We start from the raw sequence: 13,930 nt of genomic DNA, 5'->3' as shown, positions 1-13,930 counted from the left end.
CGCCCCACTTCTCAGTTTTTTCTGCTGGTTTCTGCCAATTCACACTGACATACTGGCGCAACAGGACAGAAGCGCCGATTTTTCGTTGAGGAACACTATGAAGAAAATTGTCTTTGCCGCGGCATTAGTAGTCAGCGGCCTGCTGGTTGGCTGTAACCAGCTCACGCAATATACCGTCAGTGAACAGGAAATTAATCAGGCGCTGGAAAAACATAACAATTTCTCTAAAGACATTGGCGTGCCGGGACTGGCGGACGCGCATATCGTCCTGACGAACCTGACCAGCCAGATCGGACGTGAAGAGCCAAACAAAGTTACCCTGGCCGGTGATGCGGATCTCGATATGTCATCCCTCTTTGGCAATCAGAAGGCCAACATCAAGCTCAAGCTGAAGGCCCTGCCCGTTTTCAACAAAGAGAAAGGGGCGATTTTCCTGCAGGAGATGGAAGTCGTCGATGCGCAGGTGTCGCCGGACAAGATGGCACCGGTTCTGCAAACCCTGATGCCCTATCTGAACCAGTCGCTGCGAAATTACTTTAACCAGCAGCCCGCGTACGTCTTAAGCGAAGACAAAAGCAAGGGTGAAGCTCTGGCGAAAAAATATGCAAAAGGCATTGAGGTGAAACCGGGTGAAATTATCATTCCTTTCACCGATTAACCTGAAGGGCGCTGCGGCGCCCTTTTTTTTACGGAAAAGTGTGCAAACGAAAACGTTTCCGCTTATGATTTGTGTCCGGCAAAAACAGCCATCCTTATGACTGATTCCTGACAAGCCGGAGCTTCCATGACTGCACAACCCCAGGTTCTTAAAATCCGCCGCCCTGACGACTGGCATATCCATCTGCGTGATGGCGATATGCTGAAAACCGTCGTGCCTTATACCAGCGAAATTTATGGCCGCGCGATTGTCATGCCTAACCTGGTTCCACCAGTCACCACCGTCGATGCCGCGATGGCCTATCGCCAGCGCATCCTGGATGCCGTCCCTGCGGGACACGATTTTACCCCGTTGATGACCTGCTATCTTACCGACTCGCTGGATCCGAACGAAGTGGAGCGCGGGTTTAACGAAGGCGTATTTACGGCGGCGAAACTCTACCCGGCAAATGCCACCACCAACTCCAGCCACGGCGTCACCAGCATTGATGCCATCATGCCGGTTCTGGAACGCATGCAGAAACTGGGCATGCCGCTGCTGGTCCATGGTGAAGTCACGCATGCCGAGATTGACATCTTCGACCGTGAAGCCCGCTTTATCGAAACCGTGATGGAGCCTCTGCGCCAGCGCCTGCCCGCGCTTAAAGTGGTCTTTGAGCATATCACCACCAAAGACGCGGCAGAGTATGTGCGCGACGGCAACGATCTTATCGCCGCGACCATTACGCCACAGCACCTGATGTTTAACCGTAACCACATGCTGGTGGGCGGGGTACGTCCTCACCTGTACTGTCTGCCTATTCTCAAACGCAACATCCACCAGCAGGCGCTGCGCGAGCTGGTTGCCAGCGGGTTCTCCCGCGCGTTCCTCGGCACCGATTCCGCACCTCACGCCCGCCACCGCAAAGAGGCGAGCTGCGGCTGTGCAGGCTGCTTCAACGCCCCAACGGCACTGGCCAGCTACGCGACCGTCTTTGAAGAGATGAACGCGCTCGAACATTTTGAAGCGTTCTGCTCCCTTAACGGCCCGCGCTTCTACGGCCTGCCGGTCAACGACACCTTTATCGAACTGGAGCGTAAAGCGAGCCACGTTGAGGAGTCCATTGCGCTGACGGATGACACGCTGATCCCATTCCTGGCGGGCGAAACCGTTAACTGGACGGTAAAACGTTAAAAAATCAATGCCCCTTGTTGTCAAATCGATAATATGCCTGTATAAATAAACAGTATATTACACAGGGGGCATTTATGCGTATTGAAGTCACCATAGCCAAAACAACCGTTCTGCCTGCCGGCGCGCTTGATGCACTGGCAGGCGAATTATCCCGCCGTATTAACAACACCTTTCCCGACAACGCGGGTGCCGTAACGGTGCGTTACGCCGCGGCGAACAACCTCTCCGTCATTGGTGCTGCGAAAGAAGATAAAGATCGCATCAGCGAAATCCTGCAGGAAACGTGGGAAAGCGCAGACGACTGGTTTATCACAGATTAACACTGCTCCCTCATTGTGTTTTTTTGCCGGGTCGCCCCGGCTTTTTTTTGTCTAAAAATCCTGCAAGTTCAAATTAATTCGGCATCTTCTTTAAAAATCGTGAACGAGATGGTGTTTTATTGTTCGAACAATCCTAAAAAGCAGAAAAATGTGTTGCCACCTGTTTATTTTTCCCGTTGGAACCCTTATTACTTGGTATACTGAAGATGCTTTCAGAAAAACATGCATTGAACCTCAGAGCCGTTGTCTTCTAACACGCATTAAGGGGGTTATAATGGAAAAGAATAGTGAAGTGATCCAGACCCATCCACTGGTTGGCTGGGATATCAGTACCGTAGATAGCTACGATGCGCTGATGCTGCGTTTGCACTACCAGACCCCGAATCAACTCAACCGTGAAGAAGCGGAAGTTGGACAGACGCTGTGGCTAACAACAGACGTCGCCCGTCAGTTTATTTCTATTTTAGAGGCAGGTATTGCAAAAATAGAATCTGGCGACTATCAGGAAAATGAGTATAAACGGCACTAAGCTTATGCCCACTTTTCTCTCTACAGGCACCCACGCGGTGCCTTATTTATTTCTCCCTTGTCTAACCCCGCGTTGTTAATTACTCTGCTAACAAAACATCAGTTTACGAGATGCATATGAGATACGACTTAATCATTATTGGTAGCGGCTCCGTGGGTTCCGCTGCCGGTTATTACGCAACACAGGCAGGTCTGAAGGTCCTGATGATCGATGCCCACCTTCCTCCTCATTCGGAGGGCAGCCATCATGGCGATACCCGTCTCATGCGCCATGCGTATGGAGAAGGCGAGCGCTATGTGCCGCTGGTGCTTCGCGCCCAGACGCTGTGGGATGAACTGGCGACACAGACCGAAGAGCGTATTTTCGAGCGTACCGGCGTCATCAACCTTGGCCCTGCTCATTCTGATTTTCTCGCCGGCGTCGAGCGCAGCGCAAAAGCCTTTAATCTGGATGTTGAGAAGCTGGACGCAACGGGCATTACCGCGCGCTGGCCTGAAATTACCGTCCCGGACGATTACATCGGCCTCTTTGAAGCCCACTCCGGCGTGCTGCATTGTGAAACGGCAATCAAAACCTGGATCGATCTTGCCGCTAAGGCCGGCTGTGCGCAGCTGTTTAACTGTCCGGTGGAGGCCATCACCCATGACGAGAATGGCGTCACGGTAACGACTCTTGACGGCGACTATTCAGCGTCCCGCCTGCTCGTCAGCGCAGGAACCTGGGTCACTCGCCTGCTGCCGGAACTGCCAATCCAGCCGGTGCGCAAGGTCTTCTCCTGGTTCCAGTCGGATGGGCGCTACAGCGCGCAGAATAAATTCCCGGCCTTCACCGGCGAATTGCCGAATGGCGATCAGTTCTACGGTTTCCCTTCCGAGAAAGACGCGCTGAAAATCGGTAAACACAACGGTGGCCAGGCTATCATCTCCCCTGAAGAGCGTAAGCCCTTCGGTGCCTTCCCACAGGATGGTTCAGAAGCCTTCTCGTTCCTGCGCACTATTCTTCCGGGCGTCGGTGGCTTGCTGTATGGCGCGGCCTGTACCTACGACAACACGCCGGATGAAGACTTTATCATTGATACCCTGCCAGGGCATGACAACACCCTGCTAATCACCGGGCTGAGCGGCCACGGCTTTAAATTCGCTTCCGTGCTGGGCGAGATCGCCGCGCAGTTCGCCCAGGGCATCACGCCGCAGTTTGATCTGACGCCCTTCTCACTCTCACGTTTTAACGGATAATCCGTCACGGGCTCCGGAGGTACCGGGGCCCGTTTTATTCACACTGCATTACGGGGCATTATGCGCAGGATCGTTAGCTTTCTGATGAATAATATTCGCGAGCATTTCATGCTCTATATCTTATTGTGGGCGCTGCTGGCTATTATTGATTTTGTTTACATTGTATTTTATTGAAAACCCTGACTGACAATAATTGACATTAATTTAGCTTTATTGAACCTCTCAATTCCTCTTGCACGAAGGCATTGAATTACCTTTATCCTTTCCTTTCAAAATTGCTGAAATAAATAAAATAAAAATCAATAGACAATTATTTCAGTTGCAATGTCACATCTTCCCGTTCATTTTTACCCTTCGGTTAATACGAAAATGGACATTCTGATGCAACTGCGTAACACCTCCCGGCGCTACGGAATAATATCCATAGGTTTGCACTGGATATTTGCTATTGCCGTCTACGGTATGTTTGGCCTTGGACTCTGGATGGTCACGCTCAGCTATTACGACGGCTGGTATCACCAGGCACCGGAGTTACATAAAAGCATTGGCGTTCTCCTGATGCTGGGTCTGGTTTTTCGCGTGATCTGGCGACATATTTCCCCGCCGCCCGCGACGCCGAAGACCCATGGCAAATTTACCCGCGTCAGTGCAGTCGCCGCGCATATCGCGCTCTATGCGCTGCTCTTCGCCATTCTGATCAGCGGCTACCTTATCTCAACGGCGGACGGTAAGCCGATTAGCGTCTTTGGCCTTTTTGACGTCCCGGCAACGCTCAGCGATGCCGGCGCTCAGGCTGACACCGCGGGGGTCGTTCACCTCTGGCTTGCGTGGAGCGTCGTGATCCTGTCCGTGCTGCACGGGCTTGCCGCCCTCAAACACCATTTTATTGATAAAGACGATACGCTAAAGCGCATGCTTGGCCGCTCGTCAGTTGACTCTGGAGCATAAAATGAAAAAACACCTGCTGGGTATCGCCCTGGGTTCTCTGTTATTCACCGCCGGTTCCGCCGTGGCGGCTGATTATAAAATTGATAAAGAGGGCCAGCACGCTTTCGTCAATTTCCGTATTCAGCACCTGGGATACAGCTGGCTGTACGGTACCTTTAAAGATTTTGACGGCACATTCACCTTTGACGAGAAGAATCCTGCCGCCGATAAGGTCAACGTAACCATTAATACCAACAGCGTGGATACCAATCATGCTGAACGTGATAAACATCTGCGCAGCGGAGAATTCCTCAATGTCGCGAAATACCCGCAGGCGACCTTCACCTCCACGGAAGTGAAAAAAGAGGGCGATAAGCTGAATATTACCGGCAACCTGACGCTTAACGGCGTAACAAAACCGGTCACGCTGGATGCTAAATTACTGGGTCAGGGTGACGATCCGTGGGGGGGTAAACGCGCAGGTTTTGAAGCGGCGGGTAAAATTCACCTGAAAGATTTTAATATCACAACGGATTTAGGCCCGGCGTCTCAGGACGTTGAGCTGATTATTTCCGTTGAAGGTGTACAGCAGAAATCATAATAGATTCGCCCGGCAGGCTTTCGCCGTGCCGGGCGTTATTATCATTCCGGGTCAGGGATACCCAGTTTGGTATTCAGACGGCCGCGTGATTTATTGAAAATCTTGTTGCCGTTTTCACGTCCTGCGCGACGGCGACGCTGCTCTTCTTCCGGCAGGATGCTCTCTTCGCTGCACAGTTCGCTACAGCAGCCGTTAAACTTCTCGGCACAGGCCGGGCACTGAATGAACAGCAGATGACACCCGTCGTTTTTGCAGTTGGTGTGGGTATCGCACGGTGCGCCGCACTGGTGGCACTGGGCAATAACGTCTTCCGAGATACGCTCACCCATACGCTCGTCAAAGACAAAGTTTTTCCCGATAAAGCGCACCGGTAAACCCTGCTCGCGGGCGCGGCGGGCGTACTCGATAATGCCGCCTTCAATATGCCAGACCTTATTAAAGCCGTTGTGCTTCATCCACGCGCTGGCTTTCTCACAGCGGATACCGCCGGTGCAGTACATAACGATCTTTTTATCTTTATGTTCCTGCATCATCTCAACCGCTTTGGGCAGCTGCTCGCGGAAGGTATCGGCCGGGATTTCCATCGCGTTCTCGAAATGCCCCACTTCGTATTCATAGTGGTTACGCATATCAATGAACACGGCATCCGGATCGTCCAGCATCGCATTCACTTCCGCAGCCTTGAGATATTCACCGACATCCGCCGCGTTAAACTCAGGATCGTCGATACCGTCCGCCACGATGCGTTCACGCACCTTCATGCGCAGCACCCAGAAGGATTTCCCGTCATCGTCCAGGGCAATGTTAAGGCGTAAGCCGTCGAGGGCCGGATCGAACTGATAAAGACATTCGCGGAAAGCGCTGACTTTGCTTTCCGGTACGCTAATTTGCGCGTTGATGCCTTCACGGGCAAGGTAGACGCGGCCGAAGACGTTCAGGGCCGTAAACGCCTGATACAGCGCATCGCGGGTCGCCTGCGGATCGTCGATCGTGAAGTATTTATAGAAAGAGATGGTTGTGCGCGGTTCGGTTTCAGCCAACATACGCGCTCTTAACATCTCATTCGACACGCGGTTGTGTAACACTGGCATGGTGTACAGTCCTGGAATCGTTAGAGAGAATGAATAATCGGTCGGCATCATATAGCAAACAAAACCAATTTACATCCCCACAATTTACGCTACATTTCACACACCCTGATTAATCAGGCTTAACAATTGCTGTATTCGTGTACGCTTCGAAAGCAGATATTTTGGCTATGTCTCAAAAAATGAGACACTAGCAAAACAGGACGTTTGAACACAGGAAAGACATGACCCAGTTACCAAAATTTACTGCCGCCCTTTTGCATCCCCGCTATTGGTTGACCTGGCTTGGCATCGGCTTTTTATGGCTTCTGGTACAGCTTCCCTACCCTGTTATTTTTCGGTTGGGTAAATTTCTGGGCCGTTTCGCGCAACTGTTTATGAAGCGTCGCGCCAGAATCGCGTACCGCAATCTTGAGCTGTGTTTTCCGCAGATGAGCGAGTCAGAGCGTCACGATATGGTCGCAAAGAATTTCGAATCCGTCGGGATGGGGCTTATGGAGACCGGCATGGCGTGGTTCTGGCCGGACAAACGCATGGCCCGCTGGAGCGAGGTAACGGGAACCGGCATGGAGCCTGTGCATACGCTTCAGGCCAACCAGACGGGCGTTTTGCTGATCGGCGTTCATTTCCTGACGCTGGAAATCGGGGCGCGCATGTTCGGCATGCAGGCGCCTGGCATTGGCGTTTATCGTCCTAACGATAACCCGGTCATCGATTTAATCCAGACCAACGGCCGCATGCGCTCCAACAAAAGCATGATCGACCGTAAGGATCTGAAGGGGATGATCCGCGCGCTGAAATCCGGTGAAGTGGTCTGGTATGCCCCCGACCACGACTATGGCCCACAGGCCAGCGTATTTGTCCCCTTCTTCGCCGTTGAAGAGGCCGCCACAACGACCGGTACCTGGATGCTGGCGCGGATGTCTAAAGCTGCCATCGTGCCTTTCGTCCCTCGCCGTAAGCCGGATGGTTCAGGCTACGAGCTGATGATGCTGGAGCCGGAGCTTGCGCCACCGCTTGACGATGCGGAAACCACTGCGCGCTGGATGAACAGCGTTGTGGAGAAGTGCATCATGCTGGCGCCCGAGCAGTATATGTGGCTGCACCGCCGTTTTAAAACGCGTCCACAAGGCACGCCGTCCCGCTATTAATCCCCATGCGGTCTCCAGGGCCGCATACCGTTTTAGCTTTAAAAGCTCCTCGTCATTGCGGCAATCATAACCCAGGCGCATAATTAGCAGGCTTATTACTTTATGCTTCAGATGCTCTGCACCTCATTATGCGGATAGTTATGTCACCCTCAGATGCCCCCATAAACTGGAAGCGTAACCTCGCGGTTGCGTGGCTTGGCTGTTTTCTTACCGGCGCGGCCTTTAGCCTGGTTATGCCATTCCTGCCGCTCTACGTCGAACAGCTAGGCGTTACGGGCCACAGCGCGCTCAATATGTGGTCCGGTCTGGTATTCAGCATCACATTTCTCTTTTCCGCGATGGCCTCGCCCTTCTGGGGCGGCCTTGCCGATCGCAAGGGACGTAAAATCATGCTGCTGCGTTCGGCGCTGGGGATGGCCATTATCATGGCGCTGATGGGCGTGGCGCAGAACGTCTGGCAGTTTCTGATCCTGCGCGCGCTGCTGGGCCTGCTGGGGGGATTTATTCCCAACGCGAATGCCCTGATAGCCACGCAAATCCCCCGCCATAAGAGCGGCTGGGCGCTCGGGACGCTCTCTACCGGCGGCGTGAGCGGTGCTCTGCTGGGACCGCTGGCCGGGGGATTACTGGCGGATAACTACGGCCTGCGCCCGGTTTTCTTTATCACCGCCAGCGTGTTGTTCCTGTGCTTTATCGTCACCCTGCTCTGTATCCGGGAAAACTTCACGCCTGTCGCCAAAAAAGAGATGCTCCACGCCAGAGAGGTGCTGACCTCGCTCAAAAATCCCAGACTGGTGCTGAGCCTGTTCGTGACGACAATGATTATCCAGGTGGCTACCGGGTCGATTGCCCCTATTCTGACGCTGTACGTTCGCGATCTGGCGGGTAACGTCAGCAATATTGCGTTCATCAGCGGGCTGATTGCCTCCGTGCCCGGCGTGGCGGCGCTGCTGAGCGCCCCGAGGCTGGGTAAACTGGGAGACCGCGTTGGTTCCGAGAAAATCCTGATCTGCGCGCTGGTCATTTCCGTCCTGCTGCTTATCCCGATGTCGATGGTGCAAACGCCATGGCAGCTGGGCGTCCTGCGTTTTTTGCTGGGTGCCGCCGACGGCGCGCTGCTGCCCGCCGTACAGACCCTGCTGGTCTACAACTCCACGAACCAGATTGCCGGGCGTATTTTCAGCTATAACCAGTCATTCCGCGACATCGGTAACGTCACCGGACCGCTGCTCGGGGCCGGGATTTCCGCCAGCTTCGGTTTTCGCGCCGTCTTTATCGTGACGGCGGGCGTCGTGTTGTTCAATGCCATCTATTCATGGTTCAGTTTATCCCGCGCGCTGCGGCCCGTGACGGAATAAGACGAACGCCTGATAGCTTATTTTCGCATTCATACTTGCAGAATCTTATATTCAGCTATTCTTTCCCTGAAACCTTCTGGAAAACAGGGAGACACCAATGACCATGTACGCCACGCTGGAAGAAGCTATTGATGCCGCTCGTGAAGAGTTCCTCGCCGACAACCCCGGCGTTGAAGAAGAAGATGCTGACGTGCAACAGCTAAATATCCAAAAATACGTTCTGCAGGATGGGGATATTATGTGGCAGGCCGAATTCTTTGCCGATGAAGGTGAAGAAGGGGAATGTTTGCCGATATTAAGTGGTGAAGGTGCGCAGGCCGTCTTTGATGGCGACTATGACGAAATAGAACTTCGGCAGGAATGGCTGGAAGAGAATACCCTGCACGAGTGGGATGAGGGTGAGTTTCAGCTCGAGCCGCCGCTGGATACGGAAGAAGGTCAAACCGCAGCCGACGAGTGGGACGAGCGTTAATTTACGCTATTCGTAAGGGCCGTGGCTGGCATCGATCGGCAGCAAAAGCGTGTCGAAAATCAGCGAGAACGGCAGATCGAGCACGGTCAGGTAGCGCCACGCGGAATCACGAAGATCCCATTTCACGCCCGGGTAATACTGATTTCCGTGACCTTGCCCTGGAATGGTGCGACTGATGATACTGCCGCAGCCGCTCAGCAGGCATGCCACCATAACGACGATGATTATTCTCATCTTTAACCTCTAAAAAAATACCGGCGATTAAGCCGGTATTTTATCTGGCGGGTGGCGCTTCGCTTACCCGCCTTACTTAACTGCTTACTTCGCCTTCAGGGCGAGCGGATTCAGCTTCACGTCCTTATAGTAGTTCACCCACGAAGAGTATTTCTCCGGAGCGGACCACACGCGGTAGTGAAGACGCGCCATTGTCACCGGGTCGCTCAACAGCACCAGACGACGGTCGCGGTTGAGTTTTTCCGGGGTCTCGTTAAGCGCCTGCTCAACGTGACGATCGCGGGCAATCTCCAGCACCTGGCTGGCGCGGTGACGCGCGGTAGCCATTGCCGTCGCCAGGGCGTTGAATGACGGGTTAAACACGGCGTGCATGAAGCCGTCATCCAGCGAGCGACTGCGGTTCTGTTCCAGGTAACGATCGGTATCCACCAGCACCTGCGGCGGGGAATACTCTTCCGGGATCAGGAACAGCTTCCAGCGTTTGGTCCGCAGCCCCACCGTTGAACGGCTGGAAATCACGGACACAAACGGCGACAGGATCAGCGAGAAGACAATCGGCGCCAGCCAGAACAGGAAGCGCAGATCAAGCCACGCCATCCCGGCAGCCCACACCAGACCCAGCAGCAGCTGAGAACCGTGGCGCATAAAGGCTTCACCCCACGGCGTGGAGTCGTCGTCACGCTGCGGTGAGTTCCAGACCACTTCCCAGCCCAGGAACGCACTGACCACAAACACGGTGTGGAACAGCATACGTACCGGCGCCAACAGGACGGAGAACAGCACTTCCAGCAGCAGCGAAAGGGTCACGCGGAAGAAACCGCCGTACTCTTTCGAGCCTTTGCACCAGATCAGGATGATGCTGAGCAGCTTAGGCAGGAACAGCAGCGCCATGGTGGAGGCAAACAGCGCAATCGCCAGCTCCGGACGCCACTGCGGCCACACCGGGAACAGCTGCCGCGGTTGCAGGAAGTATTGCGGCTCCGTCAGGGCATGGACAACCTGCAGCGCAGTGGAGAGCGCGAGGAACATAAACCACAGCGGTGCAGAGAGATAGGACATCACGCCCGTCAGGAACACCGCGCGGTGAACCGGGTGCATCCCTTTTACCAGGAACAGGCGGAAGTTCATCAGGTTACCGTGACACCAGCGGCGGTCACGCTTGAGCTCGTCCAGCAGGTTCGGCGGCAGCTCTTCGTACGATCCCGGCAGGTCGTAGGCAATCCAGACGCCCCAGCCAGCACGACGCATCAGCGCCGCTTCTACGAAGTCATGCGACAGAATAGAACCGGCAAACGAACCCTCACCCGGCAGCGGCGCCAGCGCACAGTGTTCAATGAACGGCTTCACGCGGATAATGGCGTTATGGCCCCAGTAGTGCGACTCACCCAGCTGCCAGAAGTGCAGACCGGCCGTAAACAGCGGCCCGTAAACACGGGTGGCGAACTGCTGGCAGCGCGCATAAAGGGTGTCCATTCCGGACGCTTTTGGCGAGGACTGAATGATACCGGCGTTAGGGTTGGCTTCCATCAGACGCACCAGACCGCTCAGGCAGTCTCCGCTCATGACGGAGTCAGCATCCAGCACTACCATGTAGCTGTACTGGTTACCCCAGCGACGGCAGAAGTCATCGATGTTGCCGCTTTTACGCTTCACGCGACGACGGCGGCGACGGTAGAAGATCTGGCCTTCGCCCTGCACTTCTGCAATCAGCTCCATCCACGCTTTTTGTTCCGCCACGCAGATATCCGGGTTGTAGCTGTCGCTCAGGATGTAAACGTCGAAATGCTCCGCGTTCCCGGTCGCCTTCACGGACTCCCAGGTCGCACGCAGGCCCGCAAATACGCGGTCAACGTCTTCGTTACAGATAGGCATAATCAGCGCGGTACGGTGCTCGGGATTGAGGGGTTCATCCCCGACCGTTGACGCCGAAATGCTGTATTTGTCACGCCCCATGAGCAGCTGCAGGAAGCCCATCAGCGCGGTCCAGAAACCGGCCGAAACCCAGCAGAAGAGGACCGCGAACAGCAGGAGAATGCCGCTCTGCAGGATATACGGCAGCAGCTGCATGAAGGAGACCCAGAGATCCTGGCCCATCATGTCCGTCGGGTTGATAAACGCCCAGCCCTGGTAAGGCAGGATAGTTTTCATGTACCAGGTCGCAACGACCGTCTGCGCCAGCGTCAGAAGCAGCAGGATATAGCGACGGATTGTCCCGACGGTACGCCATTTCTGTTCGGACGCCTGCTCTTCTTTCGTCAGACGCGACAGATAGCGCGGCGTCACATCACGCCCGCGCAGGCGATCCCAGAAGCGGCCCACCGGGTTGGTGCGCCATGGGTCGGGGAACATAGAGGAACGCGTGGCCTTCGGCATCGCCTGAAGCTGATCGCGTCCTTCGTCGTCTTTAATCAACTGCCCTTCCGCCAGCGAGTCCGGCCAGGCCTGCTCCAGACGCGCCTTGACTGACCCGAGCGGCGTATCATCATCACGGGAAAACGTATGATGTTCACCATCCAGCGCGGTGTGAACCGCGCGGATGTCGCTCTTTGGCAGTGCCGCTTTTTCGATATCCGTCAGCGGCATGGCATCAATATATTCAGATGTATTATTCATTGGCAGGTAGCTGATAGCTCCAGGTTTCACTCAGCGGCTGATCGTTACTGACCAGCGCAGCACGCATTTCAGTGGTCTGTTTCGGATCTTTCACTTTCACGCGCAGGGTCAGACGCCAGCCTTTGGTTACCGGGTTGTAACGCACGGTATTCTCAACGATTTCACCGTTATCACCGATGCTGGCCTGAGCGGCAACGGCGGTGTCCGGCGACAGTTTCTTCATATCCTGGCCTGTGAAGTCCACGACAAACGCCACGGTACCGTCAGGCTGACGGATAAGATTAGACTGCTTCACATCACCCGTTGAGCGGCGAGTCTGCATTACATACGCGTTATCCGGCGCATGCAGCTTATCTTCGTCGCGGCTGAAGGTAATGGTGTACTTGAAGTTCATCTCTTTACCGGCTTCCGGCAGTTGATCCGGCGTCCAGTAAGCGACGATGTTATCGTTTGTTTCGTCGTTGGTTGGAATCTCTACCAGCTCGACCTTGCCTTTACCCCAGTCACCGTTTGGCGTGACCCAGGCGCTTGGACGCTGGTCATAGCGATCGTCCAAATCTTCAAAGCGGGAGAACTGACGACCACGCTGCAGCAGGCCAAAACCTTGCGGGTTTTCCATTGCGAAGCTGCTAACCGCCAGATGTTTCGGGTTATTCAGCGGACGCCAGATCCACTCACCGTTGCCGGCATGAATAGACAGACCGTTGGAGTCATGCAGTTCCGGACGGAAGTTGGTAGCCGGTGACGGCTGGTTCGGCCCAAACAGGAACATACTGGTCAGTGGCGCAACGCCCAGTTTGCCCACTTTATCACGCAGGTAAACCTTGGACTGCACGTCAACTACCGTGTCACGACCCGGCATAATTACAAAGCGATAGGCACCGGTTGCACGCGGGGAATCCAGCAGCGCATAAATGGTCAGACGCTTATCCGTTGGCTTTGGACGTTCAATCCAGAACTCACGGAAACGCGGGAACTCTTCACCTGATGGCAGCGCGGTATCAATGGCCAGCCCACGCGCAGAAAGCCCGTACACCTGCCCCGCGCCGATAACGCGGAAATAGCTGGCGCCAAGCATGCTGACGATTTCGTCGTTTTTATCTTTGCTGTTGATCGGGTAAAGCACCTTAAAGCCTGCGAAGCCCAGGTCTTTCACCGTATCTTTGTCGTGTTGCACATTGCCAAAATTGAAGTAATCCGGGCTGTACTTGATCTTACGTACCGCGGTTGCCGTCACTTCATTGATGGCAACAGGCGTGTCGAAGTACATACCCTGATGATAAAATTCAAGCTTGAACGGGGTTTTAATATTGCTCCAGTACGCTTTGTCGTGATTGAACTGGATCTGCTGATAGTCCGCATACTTCATGTCGCGGAAAACGGAGGGCAAGTTACTTTTCGGCGCTTCGTAGCTCTTGCCTGCCATCGATTTTGCCTGTTTTGCGACATCGTCGATGTTAAAGGCCAGTGCCGATGAGGTATACAGTGATAACACCACTGCAGCACCCAACCAACGCATTTTCATCATCTGTGGTTTATGTTTCATAATAAGTAAGCACTTCCCCCTTTGT

At 54.4% G+C, this 13,930-nt stretch carries 15 protein-coding genes; 11 read left to right on the top strand and 4 right to left on the bottom strand.

The genetic code is table 11. The features are described 5' to 3' along the window. Positions 1-97: 97 nt before the first annotated feature. The 8 genes from ACERY3_RS04660 to ACERY3_RS04625 all read left to right on the top strand — a co-directional run bounded on the left by ACERY3_RS04660 (position 98) and on the right by ACERY3_RS04625 (position 5,443). Positions 98-658 carry a lipoprotein gene (locus ACERY3_RS04660; protein WP_023311126.1) on the top strand — a complete coding sequence of 187 codons (561 nt, stop codon included), beginning with the start codon at positions 98-100 and terminating at the stop codon, positions 656-658. A 126-nt stretch (positions 659-784) separates the two neighbouring features. Beyond that, positions 785-1,831 (top strand): dihydroorotase, encoded by a 1,047-nt coding sequence (gene pyrC / locus ACERY3_RS04655; protein ID WP_033145198.1) that lies wholly within the window; start codon positions 785-787, stop codon positions 1,829-1,831. 74 nt (positions 1,832-1,905) lie between these two features. Beyond that, positions 1,906-2,151 (top strand): DNA damage-inducible protein I, encoded by a 246-nt coding sequence (gene dinI, locus ACERY3_RS04650; protein ID WP_008500826.1) that lies wholly within the window; start codon positions 1,906-1,908, stop codon positions 2,149-2,151. A gap of 274 nt (positions 2,152-2,425) precedes the next feature. Continuing rightward, on the top strand, positions 2,426-2,680 hold the full coding sequence (gene bssS / locus ACERY3_RS04645) for a biofilm formation regulator BssS (protein WP_008500827.1): 255 nt from the start codon (positions 2,426-2,428) through the stop codon (positions 2,678-2,680). Positions 2,681-2,796: 116 nt separating this feature from the next. Next, positions 2,797-3,915, top strand: coding sequence for an N-methyl-L-tryptophan oxidase (gene solA / locus ACERY3_RS04640; RefSeq protein WP_319875702.1), 1,119 nt, complete (start codon positions 2,797-2,799; stop codon positions 3,913-3,915). Positions 3,916-3,975: 60 nt separating this feature from the next. After that, complete coding sequence (locus ACERY3_RS04635) at positions 3,976-4,089, top strand: YceO family protein (protein WP_032638658.1); 114 nt, start codon at positions 3,976-3,978, stop codon at positions 4,087-4,089. Between the two features lie 207 nt (positions 4,090-4,296). After that, entirely contained in the window at positions 4,297-4,863 is a 567-nt protein-coding gene (locus tag ACERY3_RS04630) for a cytochrome b (protein ID WP_319875701.1), read from the top strand. A 1-nt stretch (position 4,864) separates the two neighbouring features. Further along, complete coding sequence (locus ACERY3_RS04625) at positions 4,865-5,443, top strand: YceI family protein (protein ID WP_047061563.1); 579 nt, start codon at positions 4,865-4,867, stop codon at positions 5,441-5,443. Between the two features lie 41 nt (positions 5,444-5,484). Here ACERY3_RS04625 and ACERY3_RS04620 read toward each other — a convergent pair whose 3' ends face one another. Further along, positions 5,485-6,534: a rhodanese-related sulfurtransferase gene (locus ACERY3_RS04620; RefSeq protein ID WP_319875700.1), complete on the bottom strand. Its 1,050-nt coding sequence runs from the start codon at positions 6,532-6,534 to the stop codon at positions 5,485-5,487. Positions 6,535-6,755: 221 nt separating this feature from the next. Between ACERY3_RS04620 and ACERY3_RS04615 the strand changes: the two genes are divergently transcribed. The 3 genes from ACERY3_RS04615 (at position 6,756) to ACERY3_RS04605 (ending at position 9,512) form a co-directional block, all read left to right on the top strand. Then, positions 6,756-7,682, top strand: coding sequence for a Kdo(2)-lipid IV(A) acyltransferase (locus ACERY3_RS04615; protein ID WP_032658045.1), 927 nt, complete (start codon positions 6,756-6,758; stop codon positions 7,680-7,682). A 140-nt stretch (positions 7,683-7,822) separates the two neighbouring features. Then, positions 7,823-9,040 (top strand): multidrug efflux MFS transporter MdtG, encoded by a 1,218-nt coding sequence (mdtG, locus tag ACERY3_RS04610; RefSeq protein ID WP_373225167.1) that lies wholly within the window; start codon positions 7,823-7,825, stop codon positions 9,038-9,040. A gap of 97 nt (positions 9,041-9,137) precedes the next feature. Further along, positions 9,138-9,512: a MysB family protein gene (locus ACERY3_RS04605; protein ID WP_023311118.1), complete on the top strand. Its 375-nt coding sequence runs from the start codon at positions 9,138-9,140 to the stop codon at positions 9,510-9,512. A gap of 6 nt (positions 9,513-9,518) precedes the next feature. Here ACERY3_RS04605 and ACERY3_RS04600 read toward each other — a convergent pair whose 3' ends face one another. The 3 genes from ACERY3_RS04600 to mdoG form a co-directional block, all read right to left on the bottom strand. Beyond that, positions 9,519-9,746: a YceK/YidQ family lipoprotein gene (locus ACERY3_RS04600; RefSeq protein WP_033145189.1), complete on the bottom strand. Its 228-nt coding sequence runs from the start codon at positions 9,744-9,746 to the stop codon at positions 9,519-9,521. Positions 9,747-9,830: 84 nt separating this feature from the next. Further along, a complete protein-coding gene (gene mdoH, locus ACERY3_RS04595) occupies positions 9,831-12,359 on the bottom strand; it encodes a glucans biosynthesis glucosyltransferase MdoH (protein ID WP_373225166.1) in 2,529 nt (842 codons plus the stop codon). Beyond that, the gene (mdoG, locus tag ACERY3_RS04590) at positions 12,352-13,905 is read right to left on the bottom strand and encodes a glucans biosynthesis protein MdoG (RefSeq protein ID WP_021240787.1); all 1,554 of its coding nucleotides are present in this window, start codon (positions 13,903-13,905) and stop codon (positions 12,352-12,354) included. The genes mdoH and mdoG overlap by 8 nt, the downstream gene beginning before the upstream one ends. Positions 13,906-13,930: the final 25 nt, after the last annotated feature.

Source organism: Enterobacter cloacae complex sp. ESBL7 (assembly GCF_041679625.1).
GTDB lineage: Bacteria > Pseudomonadota > Gammaproteobacteria > Enterobacterales > Enterobacteriaceae > Enterobacter > Enterobacter asburiae_B.
The sequence above is the reverse complement of the archived record's forward strand: the minus strand, read 5'-3'. Positions and strand labels throughout refer to the sequence as shown.